Below are 21,454 nucleotides of genomic sequence, written 5' to 3' on the forward strand. Positions count from 1 at the left end.
GAAAATGTTTACTTCGACATCGGTCTAGGAGGCTGAACTGTCATTGTCATTAGTAACGGTAAGACTATTATGTGCGATCGCGCTCATCTGTCAGTTCAGCAGCAAAGCTCATCAACTTATTTTCGAGCGCGAACAAAAAACTTTGTAGTATCTTCCCAAATACCTTGATCGGTTGCTAGTTTCTCAATTTCTGCTTTGTACTCAACTTGCAACTGATTTAATTGTTCTTGTGATAATTTTGACAACAGTGGATTACCTTTAAAATTTATCTTCATTGCTATCACAGATAATCTGTTATCCCTAAGAGGGCGATAACGTCCTGATGGCTCAATCTTAATTTCAATATCTTTAAAACCTGCCTGATTGAGCAAATTTCGACATTTTTCTGGAGTCCCTAGTGGTTCAAGGATATGGGGTAGCGATACCCCCAAAACTCTAGCGCAGATCTTCTGCTGAAGAGATGCCATAAAGGCTGTTTCGGGAGGACAGGTAAATGTCACAAATCCTCCGGGTTTCGAGAAGCGATACCATTTTTTTAAAATAGCAAGTATATCAGGAAAAAGTAAAATTACCTCACAGCAAAAGACAACATCAAAACTACTATGACTAAAGTTGAAATATGCTGCATCCGCCTCAATTAACTCGATATTTTGTAAGTTTGCTGCTGCAATTTTAAGTCTTGCTTGATGCAACATTCCAGGGGTCATATCAATCCCAATCACATAGCCTTCTGAACCAACTTTTTCAGATACGGGTATCGCAACTAAAGCAGTTCCAGTCGCCACATCAAGGATTTTCTGTCCCGAATGCAGCGTCACAAATTCAAGTAAAATCTTGGCATCTAGAGGATGGCGAGTACCTTCTTCATGGTCATAAGTAGTTCTATTGCCATAGAATTCTTTTAGTTGCTGCTTATATAGGACTCATATTTGATTTTTGAACAAAACTCAGTACATCTTTATTCCTTCTTCCCAGTCCCCAGTCCCCAGTCCCCAGTCCCCAGTCCCCAGTCCCTTACCTCTACGAGTGATTCAGAAATCAAATCGGATTGCTATAGCTATCTAGATCAGTCATAACCAAATGTTAAATTTTCTCCACTTTATAGTAACTTTTGTTGTGATATTAAGTTGCTTGCTGCTGAATCCAAGCCTGACAGCACAAGCCGCGACTTCATCCAGTACTGTTTACGAACAACGGATAATCCATAGCGCAGATGGTATCGGCAAATATTACATGGGGCGCGAAATTGCCAAAGTTATGGGATACACAGGTGCAGGCTGGCTAGAACGTCCAAGCCGAGAGGGAGAGGAACAGCCAAGTAAAATCGTCAGCCTTCTCAACCTAAAACCTAACGATGTAGTGGCAGATATTGGCGCTGGTACAGGTTACTTAAGCTTTCGCATTGCGCCGCTATTAACAGCAGGTAAGGTATTAGCTGTAGATGTTCAGCCAGAAATGTTGGAAATCATTGAGTTGTTCAAAAAAGATAAAAATATCACCAATGTTGAGCCTGTTTTGGCAACTCTTAGTAACCCAAACTTACCATCTGAAAGTATCAATTTAGCTTTGATGGTAGATGCTTATCATGAACTTGAGTATCCTCAAGAAGTGATGCAAGGAATTGTGAAAGCACTTAAACCAGGTGGTCGGGTAGTGCTGGTTGAGTACCGGGGTGAAAATCCCTTTATCATGATTAAAGGTCTGCACAAAATGACTCAAAAGCAAGTTCGTAAAGAAATGCAAGCTGTTGGTTTGGTTTGGCGTGAAACTAAAAACTTGTTACCTCAACAGCATTTAATGGTATTTGAAAAACCTGATTATAGCGCTTCTAGTTACTCTGATCTCTCTGCAAACCTCTATTTCAAAAGGCTATCCATTACCCGGATTTTTCTTAATTATCAAATAAAATACTTAAAATAAGACCAAACAAGCTATTGGACAAACCAAACTATGCGGTACAGTTACGATAGAGGTTAAACGTACTCCAGAACATAGTACCAGAAACGCAAACTAAACAATTCGGTTTACAAGTATCGACATTCAAGTACCATTACATCACCGAAGAACGTTCCCAGCTAAAACCTGTCAGGTTACAATTGATTCTAGCACTAGAACAAAACCCGTCTTTGGGGATTAATCCGATTAATTGCTTGTTGATTAATAGCTTAAAAATTAATAATTTAGAAGATGCAGCACGATATGTGAAATGGTACACATATCGTTGGTTAATCGGACGCTATCACTATGTTTTAAAAGCGGCTTTGGAATTGAGAAATTACAACTGGAAACTGTGAGGCTTTTTCACATGGCGCTGGCAACTTTTTAAATTGTGGCGTGGCCATTATTATGGCTGACTATCAAGCACGAGTTAATCCTGAGTTGCGCTGTGACACTGTTTTAAAAGCCTGTGAATGGCAGTCTTTATCTGCCACGATTAATAAAATTATCTCACGAGATAACCCACCATCTTTACGCCAAACAGTACTCATGATTACAACATAGGCGCGGCTTTTTGAACCGCAAAGGCGATGGTGAACCTGGAGTGAAAACCATTTGGCGTGGGTTGCGGCGATATCGTGTAATCGGCGCTACCTGGAAACTTCTCCACTCAGATTCCCCATCTCCATCTCTGTAGTTAGCGATGCCTCCGGCGGGCTACGCCTACGCACTATACCTTAGTTATTTTCTGTTTCTAAGGTCAATCATGCTGCGGTTATTACTTCTATCATCCCCTCAGAGTCTGGCTTACAGCAATGTTAAGAAAGATCCGGGTAATGGATAGCCTAAAAAAGAGAGAGGTTTGCAGAGAGGCCAAAATTGTACTTCACTAGGTCAAGAACCGTTATTATTCAAACCATGTTCTCTGACGGAGTGGTATCTCAAGAACTAATGACTCTCGCGTTGCAGTTTGATAGCTGAATCATTAGCCTTTAATTACACGTAGGAGCTGAAGCCGAGTTCACCTTTGTTAAATCGCCAGTGAATACTGCTGTGTATTGATAAGGTGATGAACCAGTGCAAGTCATGGAATTTGTATTAGCGCCACGAGGAGTCCACCATGACTTTGCCTGCACAGTCAAATTTGTGCCATTCCATGATAGATTTTGCACAGCAAAAGAGTTCGTTTGTCCATTATCCGCCCTTTTGGCAGATAAAAATGTAGCATAGTCAACTTGGCCATTGGCTGGATTAATCCGGGCTAAAACTGCGACTTTTGGCCCGCCTCCGCTACCATAGCTAGACAACCAACGCCCAGTTGCAAAGCGGCGAAAATCATTACCAGTCTGACTACCAGTGGAGGAGTAAACGCCATATAAAACATTGCCTCCATCCCAATACAATCCGTAACCTGTACCGTCGTCATTGGTTGTTTCGTAATCAGTTCTACACCATGATTTGATACCACTATTGAAACGGATTGTCACAGGGTTTTTGTTATTAGATGAGACTTGCTGATAACCAATGTAAATGGCTGTATTTCCATAAAATACTCTGGGGCCATTTTTAGCTTTGATTGTCGCTTCACTATCATTGCAACTGAAGGTTACACCATTACCGATAGATGAATTTACCGTCTGGGCAAAAGCTGGAGGAGCTTTTTGTGTGATTACTAAATCAGCTACTAACACTACAGATAAAGAGAAAGCAGCCAAATACTTCTGCAATTTGTGAGAATAATTCATGGTAAAAATCTGCCGAACAATTGTCAGGGAAAACACCGTATTACTATAAAGTCTAATTAGAAATTAGACAAGCAAAATTATTGAAAATGCTGTAATGTGCGATTTTCAATATCACCAAAAATGAGACTATAGTACAAAATGCATAATCAAATATGCATGATATTGCCTGATATTAACTACACCTAAAGCTTCTTTATCAAAGAGCATTAGTGGATAGAATAAATTGCGTAGGCATACCGCTACGGGAAAGCAAGCCACGCGCAGCCTCTGATAGAAAAGCCTACTAGAGGTATCGCAGCAGTCCACAACAAATGGTTTTAATAAACAAGTGGGGTTTGCTCTTTGCTTTTGGAAAAGTCAATCATAGCTAGAGCAATTTTATAAGCATCAAGCATAGTGCGGAACTGCTCAATTGATTGAGTCATATTTCGCAAATTGCAATTATCATCCAACCATACTTGAATGAATTGTTTTCAGTCCAGCCGAACTCAATTCAGCTTTTTCTAAAACACTGATTTACGTTTTGGATGGGACATAAATATATTCGTTAGAGAGAGTTCTAAAGCTAGTTTGGCTTAGTAAGGCTGTTTGCTGGTTCAGTAAAATTAGTGAATATTTTTTTATTTTTTAAAAAACTAATATATAAATCTGAGTAATTTCTCTTAATTCAGATATAGCATTTGGTTTTTTGAACGATTGCTTTAATGTTAGTTATAAATGTTGCCATGTTGATTGTAAAGCCTTAACAAACTAGGTTTTTAGAATTTGTGTGTACACCATAGCCTAAAAGAAGAGAAGCTTGGAATCTTACTTTCCAACACTAATAGGCTTTATAAGACTCAACCCAGAAGCTCTAAAAATGCTGCTTCACCACATCTAAACGTGAACAATTCCAATAATCGACATGGGAAACAATCAAACCATCAGAGTTGAGACTTAATTCACTCCAACCAGGAATAGAAATTCGTGGCTTCCAGGGAAGAGGAGTATTCCAACTCAGTGTCCACTCAGTTTTTATTGTGTCTCCTAAACGTTGAATATTATGTAAGTCCATCTTGGGTTCTAAAAACCAAGTTTGGATAAAATTAACCATTTTCTTATAACGTTTAACGCCATAAAATTTATTTAGTGGATCTTGAAAATAAACGTCTAGAGCGTAAATGCTGTAAGTTTGATTTACTGGGAATCTTTGATAGTCTTCTTTGAGGATTTCAATGATATCCATGATAAATATATATATCTGTAAATTGGTTATATGGAAACGTGGTGCGGATATAAATCTTTATTAAAAATTGAAATTAACCCTCATTCCATAAACGTTCTAACTGACGCCGCCAAGCAACTAAAACTTCTTCTCGCGCCTCTGAGCTTTGATTTATTTCACCCATCAATCCTTCTGCGTAAAAGCGTTCCAAAGTTTGCATAGTAGCTTGCAGAGATTGTCCTTGCTGTTTTGCTGCATGAATAATTTGCCGGATACGGCTTTCTATTAGTCGATTAAAGACATTATCTAATCCAGCCTCATGAAGAGATACAAGTCGATTGATTGCATTGGACAAATCTGCACCCACTAAAGTGCTACTGTTATGTTGAAATACTCCATAAATCACTCCTTCATACAAAGCGTAACGTACTTCTTGAGTGTCATCAAAGTTGGCTTCTAAGAACTGTTCTAAAAATGGTTGGGCTTCTTGGATAGGCACAATAGGTAGTAAAACTCTCAACCAAGTATTATCTTCAGAAAGCAGCACCAACAGGCGGAAAGCTGAAGTGTCTACTTGCCACGATCCAGGAGCGATCTCTACAACAGGCTGCGCCAATGCAGGAACATCCGATGTGCCAAATAATCCTGTTAGCGTACCAGCAATTTCTTCAGGTGTCATAACCCTTTATTTATATATAGCCTCTAGATTAGCGCAGAGGTGCATCAGCTTATTCACTAAAACTCTGTACTGCTTGCTTGCTGGACAATTTTCAGTCTGAAGACATAGTGGGGGCATACACTTAGCTGTACGCCCCCACAAATAAATGTATTCCACTGAATTGAAATATGTGATTTAGATTATCGAATTGCTCAAAAACACAATGCCGATCGCACACAAAGCGAAGCCAGTAATGCTAACTTTCCAGGGTAAAATTTGGTTTATTTCTCCCATACCCATTGCAATACCAATTTCTCTGGCACTCATGGCAACCGCAAACAGAGTTAAGGTCATGCCTAGTATATAGCCAATTAATGGCATCATTCCTGCCCCAATAATAGATTCGGCATCAGCGTAACCCTGAAATAAACCAGCACTGATGCCCACAATAGCAAGTACTATAAAGTTTGGTTGATTTGGCATCATCAGCATAATACCAAAAACGATGGTAGAAATGGCGATGGCTATTTCTGTGCCTGGTAAATTTAGCTGAAATAAATGAATTACAATGCCTAAAACTGTTGCTAAGACAAAACACCCAGCGATCGCAGCACCACGAACAAATACAGATGAGAGTATGCCAATAGCAACAATACCAACTAAACAATTCAAGGCAATTACTGGATCTGCCAATCCCCAGATAAAGCCTTCCCAGCAGTTAGAAATGGTATGAAGATCTGGTGTTCCACTCAATGAACTCAGTAAGCTAATTATAATTAGAACTGCGATCGCCCCAATATGGCGATGCATTAACCTCAATGTGGGAAATTCGCCCCAAGCATGGGATTGTGATAATTTAGTTTTGAACATCAGCATCTGCCAAATTAGTTGTTTCGGTAATTTATACTACCCACATACCCAAAAAAACTAACCTGGTAATCATGGCAGATTACACTAGCTTCATCAAATATTTCTGACAATGCACTCAACCAAATTTTGAATTATTTCAGCATCTGTTTCACTTAAACTTTCCAATTGAAGTCTGTTGCCCTCTTGTGGGGTACTAAATTGGCTACTGTATATACAGCGACTTAACCCTACCGGACTATTCTGTAAAATTGTTGTATAGAATACGCAAGCTGCTACGTAGGAGCCAATAGGACTAGGGTGGCTTTGATCTGGACTATAAAGGTTCAATTTCGGATTAGCTTCCTGAACTTTTTGCCAAGCTATCCCAACAGGTGCAACTTTGGCTTTCAGTTCTTTCACAATTTTCATGTATGAATCGGTCAATATCTGTTGCGTTTCTGGTTGATTTTGCTTTGCCCAAGTCAAGTAGAATACTGTTTGAGAATTCACTCGCTTAATTTCGGCATCAAACAGACTGGCGTACTTGTACATTTCCTTGGGATTAGTAATCGGTAAGGTACTTTGCTCTTGAAGTACTACGTAGTCCCATCGTTTCGCTCTCAATAGCCTGAGTGCTTTACCACGTTTCCAGTGGTTTTTGAGGCTAGCTCCACCGACCACAACCATTTCAGTTTCGAGCATTCTAGTTTCTTTTGCCGACTCAGCCAACTGTTGTGTCAACCAAGGAAGGTCATTGACATAGGTATAGCTGTTGCCAATAAATAAAACTCTGATTTGCTGTTCAGTTCCTTGAAAGGTATTTGCCTCAGTTGGCTTCTTTATGAGCCGAAACAAAGCAATCATCAAAAAGAGGAATAAACATACATATACTATCTTTGTGCTTATCATCATCCCTAAGACAGAAGAGGCAGTTTATTAGATGCTGTGGCTATTACTCAAAGTTAAATGGTCTTGACCTCTGGTTTAACCGAAATTACTTTCAGAATCAGCGTTAGACTTTGTGTAAATGGAATCACCAAGACCTACCTGATATTACTGAAATAGAACGCAGTCATGCGATCGCAAAATTTCAAGGTAATGACAATCCATTCGTATTAGATGCCACCTTAGCAGAACGGGCATACTGTAATTCCTAAAAAAGGGTAGCACAGCTAACTGTGCTACTCTTCATGCAATAAAATATACTTATACCGTTTCTTTGTGAAGATGCGCCAAATCTCACAAAATCGCGTTAAAAAAATCTTGAACAGAGGTAATTTGTCAGATATTGTAATGAAAAATTATACAGGTTACATAAGGAATTGTCTTTAATATTAAATGTTGTACTAGTACGCAACGGCGGAAATAGAGCAACCGTTTAGAATCCTTAAATAGCTTAGTCCATAACACTTTTGACTTTTGACTTTTGACTTTTGACTTCCGCCTTGCGGTACTAGTGCAGTAATTCTTCAACTTGATGCTGGCTCCACAAAGTTCTATATAAACCCTGTTGTTCCAACAGTTGTAAGTGATTGCCTGTTTCGACAATTTTTCCCTTTTCCATCACAAAAATTCGGTCAGCCGCCGCCGCCGCCGATAATTGATGGGTAATGAAAATTACTGTTTTGCGTACAGTACCACCAGAGAGATTTTTGAGGATTTGCGTGGCTGTTTGATTATCCACACTAGAGAGGGCATCATCCAAAATTAACACTGGAGCATTGACCAGCATAGCCCTAGCTAAGGCAGTACGTTGTCGTTGACCGCCAGAAAGAGTGATACCGCGTTCACCAACAAGAGTTTCGTATTGCTGGGGAAAATTGTTAATTTCTGATTCAATTTGGGCAAGTTTAGCAACAGATTCTATCTGCTCTTGTTCGCTAATTGGATCGCCGTAGCGGATATTATTTTTGATTGTAGTGCTAAATAGAAAACTATCTTGAGGAACGTAGGCGATCGCACCTCGTAAATCTGCCAACGCTATTTTAGTAATATCCACCCCATCTAAAAACAATTGTTCTGATTCAATATCCAACAAGCGCGGCAAAGCATTAGCCAAAGTGGATTTTCCCGAACCAATTGCCCCAACAATGGCTACGGTTTCTCCCGGAGCAATGGTAAAGTTAACATTTTCTAGCGCTGGAGTGGTGGAACCAGGGTAAGTATAGGTGAGATTTTTAGCTGTCACTTCCCCTTTAAGTTCAGCCACAGGTAGATGTATGACATCGGCTGTGTCTTGAATTTTCGGTGTGACAGAGAGAATCGATTCAAGGCGATCTATACTAACTTCACCCCGTTGGTAGACAGTAATTGTGAATCCTAAAAAGGCTGTGGGGAAAACTAGACGCTCTACATAAATTAACAGTACTAAAAAATCACCCACCTGAAGCGTCCCAGAAGACATTCGTGCTGTCCCTAACCAGATGATTATCAGCGAACTGACATTAGCTAACCCGCTAATTACCGGAAACAGTATATTTCGGAGTTTTGCCAGTTCCAAGTTAGCAGTTAATAGCTGCTGATTTTTCTTGGCAAAGGCTCGACGCTCGTTTGCTTCTTGGGCATAGATTTTAATTAAGGCAATGCCACTGATATCCTCTTGGATAAGTTCGCTGATGTCAGAGAGTTGCTCTTGAACTGCTGCTTGTTGTTTGCGTAAGCGATTACTAAACAGACTCACTAACAAGAGCATAAAAGGGTACACTGCCAGAGAAGCTAGTGTGAGATCCACACTAATTGACAGCATTACTGGCAGTGTCAGGGCATAGGCAAACACGATATTTGCCAGACTTAAGACTGCAAAACCCAACAACCGCTTGATATTGTCCACATCACTAGTAGCCCGATTAATCAAATCGCCAGCAGTATTACTAGCAAAATAAGCCGGCTCCAGCTTGAGTAAGTGTTCAAAAATGCGTTGTTTCAGGTCAAATTCCACCTGTCGCCCCACCCCAAATAACCAAATACGGGATGCCATCCGCATTAGCCACATTGCCGAACTGAGTAAGGCAATTATTACTACATCGTGTAGTATTTGGTTCAAAACGAAGGTTGTGGAGAGTTTGTCAACACCAGCACGAATCAACAAGGGGATATAAACGCCCAGTGCATTGACAGAAAACAAAGCCAGAATACCTAAAGACGCCTCCCGCCAATGGGGACGTAAGTAAGCACCGAGTTTAGCGATTCGTCGAGATTTTGCCATTAAAGCAATTTTGCAACTTTATCATCCTAGATTAACTGTTAGTCCAAGAAGACAGCTATGTAGAGGGAATATCCCTGTAAATTAACAAGAAAGAATTCAGCAGTCAGGAGCCAGAATACCCTTTCAGGGAAGCAAGCGACAGAATTTAATTCTGTGCGACTGCGATTAGCGCAGCGTAAGGGACTTCCAAATAAAAAATATACCATCGCTATAGAGGCAGGGGGCAGGGGGCAGGGAGCAGGGGAAGCGAAAGTCGTAGTGAAGTCCAGAAGGATAATTTATTTTTTGGAGTTCCCTAAAGCCTTCTCTACCAGAGGTAACGTCTTCGGCATAATAACTCTTAAAGACGCTACGCGTAGCTTGCTTCTCCGTAGGAGTACGCTTTGAGCAAGGGACGAGCGTTAGCCGTTCGCTCTTAGCTTTACCGTAGGGTAGGGTGGATGAATAAACGGGTTTAAGTGCCCCAGCAAATTTTAAATTTGCTGGTCTTCAATCAGTGGCGGGTCTAAATTCCCCACTGATTGAATTTTGTATTCTGAATTCTGACTTCTGTTTTACTTTATTACCTCTGAACACGCATGAACCTGTAAACTTCAGCGAGATAACTTTCCCAAGTTCTTGTTGTCAATTGCAACGTTTCCGAATTCGGTACAAAGTCTTCAAGCCGTAAACCGCGTGTACGAATATCTTGAGGACTTCCTTGCAATAGGTACGGAGGTACTCTTAAATTATAAGAAAGAATGCCATCCCCTGTCACATCTGAGATGTTAGCTGCGGTGGTTTGTTGCCCTAATGCCACTAGTGTCCCAGATGTTGGCATAGCAGTTGCTACATAGGGTTCACGTCCCATTGCTAGAGGTGCCCTATAAAGAAAATAGGCTACTGCTGGTGTACTTGCCAAAAGCAAAATTGTCAGTGCCCAACCGATCAAGTATCCTCCTGGTTTTTCTATCCCACCTCCTTTGATTCTCTGAGCTGCAAGAATCATCAATAAAACAGAGGCTCCTAGAGGTCTGAGTGGAAAAGATAGCACCCTCCACAACGACGCCACAGCAGGTTCACTGGGGTTAAGAAATGATAGGGCTACGACTACCAAGATAACGACTAGGATTAATCGCCCTACAAAAGTTCCAGAAGGATAAAATCGCTGGAACAGAGAATATACGATAGTGCCAATCAGCAGCCACAGCAGTACTCGGCTTAACAATAGAAACATAGATTAACTCTCAAATTTTCTGGTGCAGTGAGCCAATGTGGTGGTAAGACAGTCCGCTTTGCTTGGGATTTCCACGCCATTTCTCTTGTTCAGAAAACAAGTGGCTCCCCAAGAGGAACTGTCGTGCATGGTTTCCCTGCATAAAACAACTAGCGACTTCTTAGCTGTAGCGACGCTAGGAGCGTCACTCGTAAGGGCCAACCTAGAAGTTTCGGGAAATGGATTTATTTTATTGTCAACTTGTAATCGCACTGTTTGACTTAAAATACCTCAAACCTTACACCCAAAGACTACCGTCGTAGTGATTTTAGTGCAATTTTTTGCCACTGCGTCTATTATTTATAATTTTCCAGAAGAGTAATGTCGCACCGATAAACTAAATTAATTGAGTAAGCTACTCAAAAGGAAAAACTATGTCGTCTGAAAAGCCTACCATTTTGGTAACGGGGGGAGCTGGATATATTGGTTCTCATACAGTGCTTGCTTTGAAGCAAGCGGGTTATAACCTTGTGATACTTGATAATTTGGTCTATGGGCATCGTGATCTGGTAGAAAAGGTTTTACAGGTAGAACTGATAGTAGGGGATACAGGCGATCGCGCCTTGCTAGATAACTTATTTAAAACCCGCGATATTGCTGCGGTGATGCACTTTTCTGCCTATGCTTACGTAGGAGAATCGGTGACTGACCCGGCTAAATACTACCGCAATAACGTTGTTGGTACTTTGACTCTGTTAGAAGCAATGCTGACGGCATCTGTGAAGAAATTTGTCTTTTCTTCTACTTGTGCCACCTACGGGGTACCAGAATTTGTACCCATTCCAGAAAACCATCCCCAAAATCCGATTAATCCCTATGGCGCTACAAAGCTAATGGTAGAAAAGATTCTCTCTGATTTTGATGTTGCTTATGGTTTTAAATCAGTGCGTTTCCGCTATTTTAATGCTGCTGGTGCTAACCCCAATGGCTTACTTGGTGAGGATCACAACCCAGAAACCCATTTGATTCCCTTGGTGCTGATGACAGCTTTAGGCAAACGAGAATCCATCTCAATTTTTGGCACCGATTACCCCACACCGGATGGTACTTGTATTCGCGATTATATTCATGTTAACGACTTAGCAGATGCCCATATTTTGGGATTGGAATATTTATTAAAAGGTAGCGATAGCGAAGTTTTTAATTTAGGTAATGGCAGCGGTTTCTCTGTCAGAGAAGTCATTGCAGCTGCCGAAGAGGTGACAGGAGTTTCCATACCAGTCGAAGAACGCGATCGCCGTCCTGGCGATCCCCCAGTTCTCATTGGCGCGAGTGAGAAAGCCAGAACCATTTTAGGCTGGAAACCTCAGTATCCATCCATCAAAGATATTGTCGATCATGCGTGGCAGTGGCATCAAAAGCGACATAAGTAGACTTGATGGCATTCAACCGAGATAGCTGTATATTCAGAAATTAAAGCTCTTAAAGATTAGTCTGCAAAGGGTTTGGTAATTTGCTACTTCTTTGTACTTAAGATGGTTATGAGTAATGAAGAATCAAGCCTTTTCAGCCCCTATTTCCGTTTTCGTTCATATCTCGGTTCAATGCCAAATGCGATCGCATTTGGCAGAAGTGGGGTACAAGGAAGAACAATTGCTCCATTGTCTTCCCCATCTCCCTACTCTGTACTCCCTACTCCCCACTACTTCTCATGCTTCGTAGTACGACAATTAAGATGCCAATAAATCCGAGAATTGGCAGTGCGATCGCCCAAATTGGTAATTGCTGAGATTCACCTTCTACTAAATCACCATTAACATCTCGCAGATTTTGTGTATTCTGTGTAGAACCGCCTGCCACAGTAACTTCAAATTTGAACTCAAAGGGTTTGAATCTTGCTCCAGAGACTGGTTTACCATTTAGTTGCAACTGATAAATACCTGGCTTGGGAAAGACAACTTCCGCACCTGGAATACCTTGATAGCGTTCAGCTGCCACAGGTTCTAACTGTGGTTCTAACAGGGGTGGCTCTCCGGCTGCATAAGGTTCGGCATAAACAGCTAACTGACAATTACACTGTGACAGGGGAATCACTCTTCCACCTCTGCGGGTAAGCGCAAACCAAGCTTGGCTTGGTTCTCCAGCACGGGGATTATCATTTGGTTCAATGTGGAGGGTACCGCCTACATCTCCGGCTACTTCCACTTTATGAGCAGATGCAGGGTAAATATTAGTTATTGATATAACTAAGCAACTCAGGAATAATAAGTACTTTATTGTTCCTTGATTCCAGGAAATGCCTTTAAATAGGTAATACCTCTGTTTTTGACTCGTTGAAATGGAGCCAGAAATTAAAGATGATTTACCGCGATTTGGTTGGGGGAACATAAAACTTTTCTACGGCTAACTTTGACCAAAAAAAACGCGATCGCACCATTAAGACACCGAGGGTAACAATTACCATCAGTACTACCGCTAATTTATTTCCCCAAGTTGATTGTGAGGAACCCAAGTAATGGGAACCAATCAACACAGTATGAATGGCACTCAAGAGCAAGGCTGGCACACCCAATAGATGAATCTGTCGCCAACGCTTGCCCAAAGATTTCTGCAACGATTCCCAACTCGTTAAAGCGGCGGGGGACATTAATACCAATGCTACAGCACCCGCAGCCATACCCCACTGAAATTCTGGCGGCAGGAAAGAAAAGGCGGCAAATTTCCATTGCAATGAGTGTTCTATCATGTGGACGGTGTGAACCACAGAAAGCACAAAAGATCCCACTCCCAAGCCCCGGCGGTAACGCAGTGGTGATGCCCACAAGCCACTAATGGGACGGGCAATTAGTGCCAAAATTAAGCAAATTAAGGCAGCGTGTCCGGTGTAATCTACCATTGTGTCACCAGTCCGCAGCAAGGTGATAACGCCAATGATGAGTGTCACCCAACCGCCTAATCGAAACAACTGACTGCGCTTGTCTTTACTTACTAAAGAGCTGGAAACGCCTACACCTAACATAGTGGGCAGGGTTCCCAGCCCAAAAGCCAGCATAGTTGCCGCACCCATCCATAAATTGCCAGTTTCAGCAGCTTTAATTTGGGCAGCATACAGGAAACCACAAGGCATTAAACCCCAAGTCATCCCCAAAAGCATTGGCGTCCACCATTTGGTTTTTAACGAAAGCTTAACCATTCCTGTGCTGAGGCGATCGTGTAAACTACCTTGTAACAAGGGGTGTAATACAGGAATACGCGGCAGTAAATCGGGTTTTACTTGTCCTAAGCCAAACCAAATCAGCATTACACCAGTTAAAATTGCCATCCAGCGCCGTAAGTCGCTACCAACACCTGCTAGCTGTCCACCTTGCAGCAATACCGAACCTAGCGCCCCAATGCCAGCACCGACTAGAGCATAGCTCAACATCCGCCCTAGGTTTAGCAGGATATGAAATTTTAATTGCTGTTGCCAAGTGCCGGACTTTTCTAAGGTTGATGTGCGTCCCAAAGAGGATGTTGGTGGTGTTTTCGGCTGATGAGATAGGGAAAATGCCACTGTTAGAGGGCCACACATCCCAAAGCAATGTCCAAAACTCCCCAGGAACCCCAGTATTGTGATCAGCAACAAATCTACCATAAAAAAAGCCCTGAGTTCTGAGTCATGAGTCCTGAGTGTCAGAATAAAGATTTTGAAGAAGTAATAATATAATTCTTTTCTTCTTTGCTCAGTACTCAGCACTCCTCTAGTGGGGCACTGTAAGTGAAGTTGCGATCGCTGTCAAAAGACAAGTTGTCAAACTTGATGTTTACTCTAGGTAAGGTTCTCAAAAATATACTCACGTACAACTAAAGTGATCTGACCTAATTAGATTAGGTATATTGAGCTTAGGACAAATAGATTAAAGCCATAATCACTGGCTTTGTTTATCATGGAAACCTTGAGACTTCGTAAGATCAAAAACAAATTGATACCATCTTTTCAAAGTCTAAAATTTAGACGTAGTAATAATGGGGTACTTTTCGTTGTTAAACATTTTCATAATCCTCAAACCACACCTGACAAGTCTGAATTTGAAAAGGCTATGGAAGCTTATCAAAAAGTAAGCATTAAGTATAGGAATGCACTTCGTGAGCTAGCTCAGTGAATGATATTTTTTGGCTGAGTGAGGCAGTCATTAAAGCTATGCACGAAGAACAATTAGCACAGCACGGCGGACTTCCAGGTATAATGAGATAGAAATCTACTTTTAGCTAGTTTAGATAGACCTAAAAATTTATTTGCTTATGGTGAACCTACACCAACTGTTTTGAGTAAGCGGCAGCTTATGCTTTTGCATTTGTAAAAAATCATGCATTTCTAGATGGTAACAAAAGGATAGCTTTCATTCCGATGGCTACCTTTCTTATATTGAATGGGTATTCTTTAGAAGTGCCAGAAAAAGAAGTTGTATTAATGATAAAAAGACTTTCAACTGATCAAGAGACTCAAAAATCGATAGCAAATTGGATAAAAGAAAATTATATTAAAATAGAGAGTTAAGCTGATTACAAAGTCAGGACTTACGCAAAATAATGGAAAAACGAACCGCAAAGGTGCAAAGGACACAAAGGAATGAGAGTTTCAGAGAGTTATTGCGTAAGTCCTAAAAGTAACTTTGTAGGTTTATCTAAGAATTTAGGAAACCAAAATATTAAATCCTTCCTAGCAATCCTGAAAAGTTATACCTGGGGATTTGCGCTACCCTAAGTCTGGAAGCCAAGGATAAATTACATGAGAAAATGGATTTGGCTGATGCTGTTGGTGCTGATGGCAGTTGCCGTGGTGGGTAGCAGAGGTAGCACGTTTTTTGAACAGCGTCCGTCGCCAGCAATTGTTGAGCGCATTCCGGTGGAAACACTCCAACCACAGCCAGAGTCAAAGGAAGTTGACAGTGCGCCGCAAGTGTCTACTAATAACCTATTAACTCATATCCAAAAGTTGAATTTTCAGCGCTACACAACAAAAGAGCGATCGCTTACTCGCACTTATATCACAACTGAACTCACAAAATTAGGCTGGAAGCCCAAATTGGAAAAGTTCTCTGAGGGTGTAAATATTTTTGCCGAACGCCTAGGAACTAACAAAGCCGCTAAAGCAATTCTCGTGGGAGCGCATTACGACACTGTTGCTTTATCTCCTGGTGCTGATGATAACGCTAGTGGTGTAGCTGTGGTGCTGGAAGTTGCTCGGTTGCTCGGTTCCCGTCCTACGCCACGGACGTTACAACTAGCTTTTTTTGACCAAGAAGAAGCAGGACTTTTGGGTAGCCAGGCTTTTGTTAGCAGGACAGCACGCTTACAAAATTTAGGCGGAGCGATCATTATGGATATGGTAGGTTATGCATGTTACACTCCTGGGTGTCAAAAATACCCTGCGGGGTTGCCTGTTACGCCAATTAGCGACAAGGGTGACTTTTTGGCAGTAGTCGGTGATACAGAACATTTGCCTTTGCTGAGTGCTTTTCAAAACTCACAGATGCTCCCTTCAAATGCTCTGAATAAACAAAAATCAATGCCATCAGTCCTAACATTACCAATTCCTTTTAAAGGTTTACTGACACCAGACACCCTACGCAGCGACCATGCACCATTTTGGTATCAAGGTGTAGGTGCTGTACTGGTGACAGATACCGCAAATTTACGTACTCCGCACTATCATCAAACTAGCGATGTTCCAGCGACTATCGAGCGATCGTTTTTTACAGGAGCAGCACAGATTGTGGTCAATGCTACTAATGCCTTGTTACAGAAAAACGAAGTTTTGGAAACTCAACCACCAAGCTGAATTATGAATTATGTTGACTAGTTTCTAATTCAGGGAAAGTCAATGTCCAATTCTTTTTATCATTGATTTGAAAGTACAAACCTTGAAGAATCAGCCGCAGAGCCGTTCGAGTTCTAATAAAATTCCTTACCAGATAAGTTTCTGGTTCAGCAAAGATATCATTATAGTTTTTTATCTGACCAAATTGTTTTGAACAGTAACTGCCAGCACCTTTTACTGTTAATACAAAAAATGGAGCTTTTTTGTATTTGTCAGGAATCATAAAAATTCCATATACATGGTGACGGCCACGCCACGGCTGAACTATAACCTGAGTAGCATGTACTTGGAAATTTGTAGTTTTTGCAGCAAGAATTGCCTCGGAATTACAATCAGAATTATTCACAGGCCACCACAGTATAATAATACTCAGGGAGAGCAGCAAAATCAAAATATAGCGGAGTCTGCGATGCATAATGCCAAGAAAAATTGTTGATGTGGCTGGTAGAATTTGATGGGTAATGATAAGCTACTAAAGCAGTCAGGCTATCCCCCGGCAACACCTCTGCAACAGGTTCTAAAGGGCAAAAACAGAACATTAAGCGATCGCTTAAACTTTGGTGTCAAAAAAATTGTAGTCAATATATCAGCCCACAAAAAGTTCAGATTGTAGATGCGTAGTTTACCGCCGCAGGCATCGCTTACCCTGTTCTAGACTTTCCTTACAGTATTAAACCTAGCTGAGAAACAATCAGCCTTTTGTGGCTGTCAACACTGATTTATCCTCAATTTTTTTAGCTGTGATGAATTCTACAATTCGTTGCTTTTATTACCGAAATAGAATTCAGGAGTCAGGAGCCAGAATTCACAATGAATTCTGACCGAAAATAGTGGACTTGAATCAATTGAATCAATAATGAGTTTGCATCCTCCAATGATTGATTCTGACTTCTGAATTCTTCTTCAAGTTTTCGATGTAATTCTGTTCGCATCTACTGATGCTTTGAGGAGATCAGCGCAATGCCGATAGTGAGTCTTGCCTACAGCACATAGGCCATCCTAGACATCGCTATCAAGTTAATGCATAAATCTGCTTTTATTTCTAGATAATTATTTTGGTAGCCAAATACACAAATATTCGTTATATTCCCGTAAGTAACACTTGGTATATATTTATGAGAAGAAGTTGGGGAAGTCTTAAGACAGTTGCGGGTTTCTTTAGCGCAATTGCACTTACACAATTCGGAGCAAATACTCCGGCCATTGCGGCTGATACAGTTGTTGTGCGTTTCGGTTTATTTACAGAAACCATCTCCCTTGCTGAGTTACAAAAGGCTGCAAAAACTGGGGAATTGCCTGAGAGTTTACAGCCTTACGCTAAACGATTATCTGAAGAACAACGCCGCTTCTTCTTAGGGGCGTTGGGTATGAATATACCGATGAATGTTGTCACCGTTAATAGGTTAGTTAATACTCAGATTGGTACAACTATTCTCAGTGATTTTGCTACAGCCTTAGCCAGAAAGGACAAAGCTGGGGTGCAAGCACTCAGAGCAGGATTGGTATTAGGTTCTACTGCACCGCAAGGTCTTTCTATACTGAGTTTTATCGCGGCTTATCCCAGTAAACGTTTAGAAATTGATTTACCAAAGGCTTTTATAGTTGCAGAAAGTTTGAATACAGCTTTTTGGCGCACCCAGCAATTTATGCTAGCGATCGCTCCCCAACTGGACTCCATAACACCGCAGATTACTTACCCTTTTGATCCCAGTCAACCAGGAACCGCTCAAGTAAAAATACTCAACTTAACCCTGAATGACCAAAAGCGCGATCGCAAAATTCCAGTTGATGTTTACTGGTCAACTGCTGCAACTCCCGACAAACCCCTGATTGTCCTTTCTCACGGCTTCACATCAGTCCGCACAGACTTGTATTACCTGGCAGAACATTTAGCATCCCACGGTTATGTAGTAGCAGCTTTAGAACATCCCGGTAGTAACCAGACAAATACTAACTCAGCATTACAAGGCAAAACCAGTGTTATGAAGCCTCAGGAGTTTTTGGATCGCCCTCAAGATATTAGTTTTATCCTCGACGAATTAGAAAAGCTCAACCAAACGACTAATCATCCGCTACAAGGGAAACTTGCAACCAATAACGCGATGGTTATTGGCCATTCTTTTGGTGGTGCTACAGCTTTAGAAATTGCTGGAGCAGAGTTACAACTCGAACAACTCAAACAACGCTGTAAAAATAACTTGACTACTTTCAGTGAGGCAGAAGTTATGCAGTGCATCGCTCAAAAGCTACCAGAAAATACCTATCAACTACGGGATACTAGAATAAAACAGGCGATCGCTCTCAATCCTACAACTTCTCTGATTTTTGGCGAAACTGGGTTAACTAAAGTGCAAGTTCCTACCCTAGTGTTAGCAAGTTCCGCAGATAAAACCACCCCAGCTTTAACAGAACAAATTGCAGGATTTGACAAAATCCCATCCCCAAAATGGCTAGTTGGTATAGTTGGCGGTACTCATCTGAGTGTAAAAGACCCCACTACCACATTGGATCAGATAGGAAAACTAAATACACCAATTAGTGGCGGTGAAGTTGTGGGTGAACAAGCAGCAGATGTTCGCAAGTACGTTAAAGCTATAGCTTTGGCCTTTGCTTTCCAGATGACTCCAGAAGCTAAAAACTACGCTATTTTTCTGACATCAGATTATGCCCAATTTGCTTCGACTACGGCATTTCCATTTCGCTTAATTACGCAGATTCCTCCTGATGCTATGGCAGTGGTGAAAGAATTTGTTGAGAAATAAGCGACTTCCAATTAAACAAATATCCAATTTTATAAGTAGCTTCCTTATAGGATGTTTGAAAAGTCATAAATTATACCAAATACTCGGCTTACATTCTTCTTTCCGTTGGTGTCAGCCTGCCGTTGTGCAAACGCACAGAGGCTTTGAAACCTTCATTACCTTGTAGGGAAGAGGGGGTTAGGTTTCTGAGGTTTTGATATTAGCAATAAGACTTTTCAAACATCCTGTTAGAGGCTGCTGCCTGTAACAGGATGTTTGAGTTATTAAAATTAGCACTGACACCGCTCAGTTTTTTCTTAAAGTTCAGATTTGTAACGCGACCAGTTCATAAGTTACTAAATGGATTTTGCAGATGTCTAAGCCATTGTTGAAACAGTACTATAAGAATCTTATTTGATTTTTGAAATTATCTACGTGGGTAGGGAGTAGGGAATAAGGAATTAGGCTTTTCGATCTGTACCGAGCTTTTTTAAAAATCAAACATTAGTCCTATAGCTTATCTTAATAATACATTAAACTTTATGTATTAAGTAATACGCAGGTTGTAAAATCAGGCTTAATTTGTAATATCTAGCTAGATTAAATTATAGTAACTTGAGCTAAATTAAATCATAGTAACTTGATATTCAATATGTAGTTGCTGTTAAATCTACACTAAATTTTTACAGTAAAAATAACTATTTACACATAAACTTTATAATATACTTATTAAAAATAATAGAAGCTTAAAAGTGTAAAAAGTATGATTATTTGCTGAATAATACAGATGTATTCTACCTAAAGTTCCCAAATTGAAGAAGGCAGCTATCCTGAAGGCAACTAGAGGGGGTCTGAATCCCTTCTAATTGAAAACCACTAAATTTACGATTTAGTGGGGGTCTTAAACCCAGTTTGGGCAAGGCAGAAACGCATAGCTAAAACTTTTTCTGTCCTCTGCCTTCTGCCTTGCTCGAAGGACAGATAAATGCATACAACTGGCTTGATGCAAAATATGTTTGTGTCTTTATTGGTGTAAACTCTTTTAAATTCACAAAAATGTTAAAGCATTTTTAGCCGCTAAAACCACAGATAAACCCAAAATAGGAGAGTTCAAGGCTTGGTTTATTTACTTAGATAATAAGTAAGTAGTTTCAGACATATCATATTGTCAAAGTAATTTTGGATTCAGAATTAGACAATTACCCTATTTAAGTTAAGCTCATGGAACTTTATACAACTCTTGAAATCGAACAACTCCAGCACAATGAAGACCTTCCTTACTTGATTGAAATTGTGAATTGGGTGAAAAATTTTTTAGGAAGACCTCATCCTAACTTAGGAAGACCCGGCGTAGTTTGCCCTTTTGTACCTCACTCTCTCAAGTCAAACAGTATTCGTCTGGCAGTTATTCACACAAAAGATTTGTATGTAGAGCAATTAGAAGAAATTGTTGGACGCTACCGAGATATCTTTCTTGAGATGGAAGTTAAAGAGGATGAATTAGCAATAAATAGAGCTTTTTTACTTATCTTTCCTGACATCCATACAGAAGATGCTCCTAAGCTAGTAGATAGTGTCCAACAAAAACTTAAACCTTTGTTTGTTGAGTCAGGACTAATGATAGGAGAATTTCATAAACGTAATGAAAGTCCTGGTTTGCACAACCCAAACTTTCGCCCACTTCGTAGCCCTATCCCCTTGTTGGCTATCCGGTTTATGGTTGAAGCTGACCTCCCTTTTCTTGAGAGTCCGGCTGATCCATACTTACGTATTCGATATCTGGAAGCTTATTTAAAGTGTTTTGGTCATAAATTTACAGATGAAGCAAAGTTTAGAAATGCTCATCAAGCATTAGCTTTAGCGAAAGAACAAATAGCTATTTTCAGGTAAATATACCAACCACTCTGTAGAGACATAGCAATGCCTATGCATGTCAACAAAAATCGGCGGAAATCCCATTCGTTCAAGTGGTGGGAGGAATAAGCTAAAACACATCTAAATGTGGATATTAAAATTTTCTTAATATCTTGTCCGGTGAGCATTTTATTATTTCTTTAGC

The 21,454-nt window shown here is 40.6% G+C and carries 20 protein-coding genes and 1 pseudogene; 10 read left to right on the forward strand and 11 right to left on the reverse strand.

Annotation, left to right across the window (positions count from 1 at the left end; genetic code table 11):
* Window positions 1–116 precede the first annotated feature (116 nt).
* The gene (locus LC608_RS27685; protein ID WP_308189935.1) at window positions 117–833 is read right to left on the reverse strand and encodes a methyltransferase domain-containing protein; all 717 of its coding nucleotides are present in this window, start codon (window positions 831–833) and stop codon (window positions 117–119) included.
* 247 nt (window positions 834–1,080) lie between these two features.
* Between LC608_RS27685 and LC608_RS27690 the strand changes: the two genes are divergently transcribed.
* From LC608_RS27690 to LC608_RS27705, 4 genes are all read left to right on the forward strand, one after another.
* Window positions 1,081–1,920, forward strand: a complete 840-nt coding sequence (locus tag LC608_RS27690) for a class I SAM-dependent methyltransferase (protein WP_229556639.1) — start codon at window positions 1,081–1,083, stop codon at window positions 1,918–1,920.
* A 176-nt stretch (window positions 1,921–2,096) separates the two neighbouring features.
* Window positions 2,097–2,294 carry a hypothetical protein gene (locus LC608_RS27695; protein ID WP_229556640.1) on the forward strand — a complete coding sequence of 66 codons (198 nt, stop codon included), beginning with the start codon at window positions 2,097–2,099 and terminating at the stop codon, window positions 2,292–2,294.
* A 52-nt stretch (window positions 2,295–2,346) separates the two neighbouring features.
* Window positions 2,347–2,502 carry a hypothetical protein gene (locus tag LC608_RS27700; protein ID WP_229556641.1) on the forward strand — a complete coding sequence of 52 codons (156 nt, stop codon included), beginning with the start codon at window positions 2,347–2,349 and terminating at the stop codon, window positions 2,500–2,502.
* Window positions 2,503–2,512: 10 nt separating this feature from the next.
* Window positions 2,513–2,635, forward strand: a complete 123-nt coding sequence (locus LC608_RS27705; RefSeq protein ID WP_229556642.1) for a hypothetical protein — start codon at window positions 2,513–2,515, stop codon at window positions 2,633–2,635.
* A 295-nt stretch (window positions 2,636–2,930) separates the two neighbouring features.
* On the opposite strand, the gene LC608_RS27710 is transcribed toward LC608_RS27705, so the two are convergent.
* The 5 genes from LC608_RS27710 to LC608_RS27730 form a co-directional block, all read right to left on the reverse strand.
* A complete protein-coding gene (locus tag LC608_RS27710) occupies window positions 2,931–3,683 on the reverse strand; it encodes a hypothetical protein (protein ID WP_229556643.1) in 753 nt (250 codons plus the stop codon).
* Between the two features lie 853 nt (window positions 3,684–4,536).
* A complete protein-coding gene (locus LC608_RS27715; protein ID WP_229556644.1) occupies window positions 4,537–4,908 on the reverse strand; it encodes a DUF2358 domain-containing protein in 372 nt (123 codons plus the stop codon).
* Between the two features lie 73 nt (window positions 4,909–4,981).
* The gene (locus LC608_RS27720) at window positions 4,982–5,566 is read right to left on the reverse strand and encodes a leucine zipper domain-containing protein (protein WP_229556645.1); all 585 of its coding nucleotides are present in this window, start codon (window positions 5,564–5,566) and stop codon (window positions 4,982–4,984) included.
* Between the two features lie 174 nt (window positions 5,567–5,740).
* Window positions 5,741–6,415: a HupE/UreJ family protein gene (locus tag LC608_RS27725; RefSeq protein ID WP_229556646.1), complete on the reverse strand. Its 675-nt coding sequence runs from the start codon at window positions 6,413–6,415 to the stop codon at window positions 5,741–5,743.
* A gap of 93 nt (window positions 6,416–6,508) precedes the next feature.
* Window positions 6,509–7,249, reverse strand: a complete 741-nt coding sequence (locus tag LC608_RS27730) for an SGNH/GDSL hydrolase family protein (RefSeq protein WP_229556647.1) — start codon at window positions 7,247–7,249, stop codon at window positions 6,509–6,511.
* A 164-nt stretch (window positions 7,250–7,413) separates the two neighbouring features.
* On the opposite strand from LC608_RS27730, the gene LC608_RS27735 reads away from it, so the two are divergent.
* Window positions 7,414–7,551, forward strand: a complete 138-nt coding sequence (locus LC608_RS27735) for an endonuclease (protein WP_229556648.1) — start codon at window positions 7,414–7,416, stop codon at window positions 7,549–7,551.
* 296 nt (window positions 7,552–7,847) lie between these two features.
* Here LC608_RS27735 and LC608_RS27740 read toward each other — a convergent pair whose 3' ends face one another.
* Window positions 7,848–9,599, reverse strand: coding sequence for an ABC transporter ATP-binding protein (locus tag LC608_RS27740; protein ID WP_229556649.1), 1,752 nt, complete (start codon window positions 9,597–9,599; stop codon window positions 7,848–7,850).
* 562 nt (window positions 9,600–10,161) lie between these two features.
* A complete protein-coding gene (locus LC608_RS27745) occupies window positions 10,162–10,815 on the reverse strand; it encodes a hypothetical protein (protein WP_229556650.1) in 654 nt (217 codons plus the stop codon).
* 413 nt (window positions 10,816–11,228) lie between these two features.
* On the opposite strand from LC608_RS27745, the gene galE reads away from it, so the two are divergent.
* Window positions 11,229–12,227: a UDP-glucose 4-epimerase GalE gene (gene galE / locus LC608_RS27750; RefSeq protein ID WP_229556651.1), complete on the forward strand. Its 999-nt coding sequence runs from the start codon at window positions 11,229–11,231 to the stop codon at window positions 12,225–12,227.
* A 259-nt stretch (window positions 12,228–12,486) separates the two neighbouring features.
* Here galE and LC608_RS27755 read toward each other — a convergent pair whose 3' ends face one another.
* Together LC608_RS27755 and LC608_RS27760 are read right to left on the reverse strand one after the other, a co-directional pair.
* Window positions 12,487–13,182, reverse strand: coding sequence for a hypothetical protein (locus tag LC608_RS27755; protein WP_229556652.1), 696 nt, complete (start codon window positions 13,180–13,182; stop codon window positions 12,487–12,489).
* A complete protein-coding gene (locus tag LC608_RS27760; RefSeq protein ID WP_229556653.1) occupies window positions 13,157–14,428 on the reverse strand; it encodes a sulfite exporter TauE/SafE family protein in 1,272 nt (423 codons plus the stop codon). The genes LC608_RS27755 and LC608_RS27760 overlap by 26 nt, the downstream gene beginning before the upstream one ends.
* Window positions 14,429–15,118: 690 nt before the next feature.
* On the opposite strand from LC608_RS27760, the pseudogene LC608_RS27770 reads away from it, so the two are divergent.
* Window positions 15,119–15,331, forward strand: a pseudogene (locus LC608_RS27770) (type II toxin-antitoxin system death-on-curing family toxin); the annotation flags it as partial.
* Between the two features lie 231 nt (window positions 15,332–15,562).
* A complete protein-coding gene (locus tag LC608_RS27775; protein WP_229556654.1) occupies window positions 15,563–16,615 on the forward strand; it encodes a M28 family peptidase in 1,053 nt (350 codons plus the stop codon).
* A 1-nt stretch (window position 16,616) separates the two neighbouring features.
* On the opposite strand, the gene LC608_RS27780 is transcribed toward LC608_RS27775, so the two are convergent.
* Window positions 16,617–17,069 carry a hypothetical protein gene (locus tag LC608_RS27780; protein ID WP_229556655.1) on the reverse strand — a complete coding sequence of 151 codons (453 nt, stop codon included), beginning with the start codon at window positions 17,067–17,069 and terminating at the stop codon, window positions 16,617–16,619.
* 700 nt (window positions 17,070–17,769) lie between these two features.
* Between LC608_RS27780 and LC608_RS27785 the strand changes: the two genes are divergently transcribed.
* Together LC608_RS27785 and LC608_RS27790 are read left to right on the forward strand one after the other, a co-directional pair.
* Complete coding sequence (locus LC608_RS27785) at window positions 17,770–19,416, forward strand: alpha/beta hydrolase (protein ID WP_229556656.1); 1,647 nt, start codon at window positions 17,770–17,772, stop codon at window positions 19,414–19,416.
* Window positions 19,417–20,616: 1,200 nt separating this feature from the next.
* Window positions 20,617–21,285 (forward strand): DUF6875 domain-containing protein, encoded by a 669-nt coding sequence (locus LC608_RS27790; protein WP_229556657.1) that lies wholly within the window; start codon window positions 20,617–20,619, stop codon window positions 21,283–21,285.
* The last annotated feature ends 169 nt before the right edge of the window (window positions 21,286–21,454 follow it).

The organism is Nostoc sp. XA010 (genome assembly GCF_020829625.1).
Classification (GTDB): Bacteria; Cyanobacteriota; Cyanobacteriia; order Cyanobacteriales; family Nostocaceae; genus Nostoc.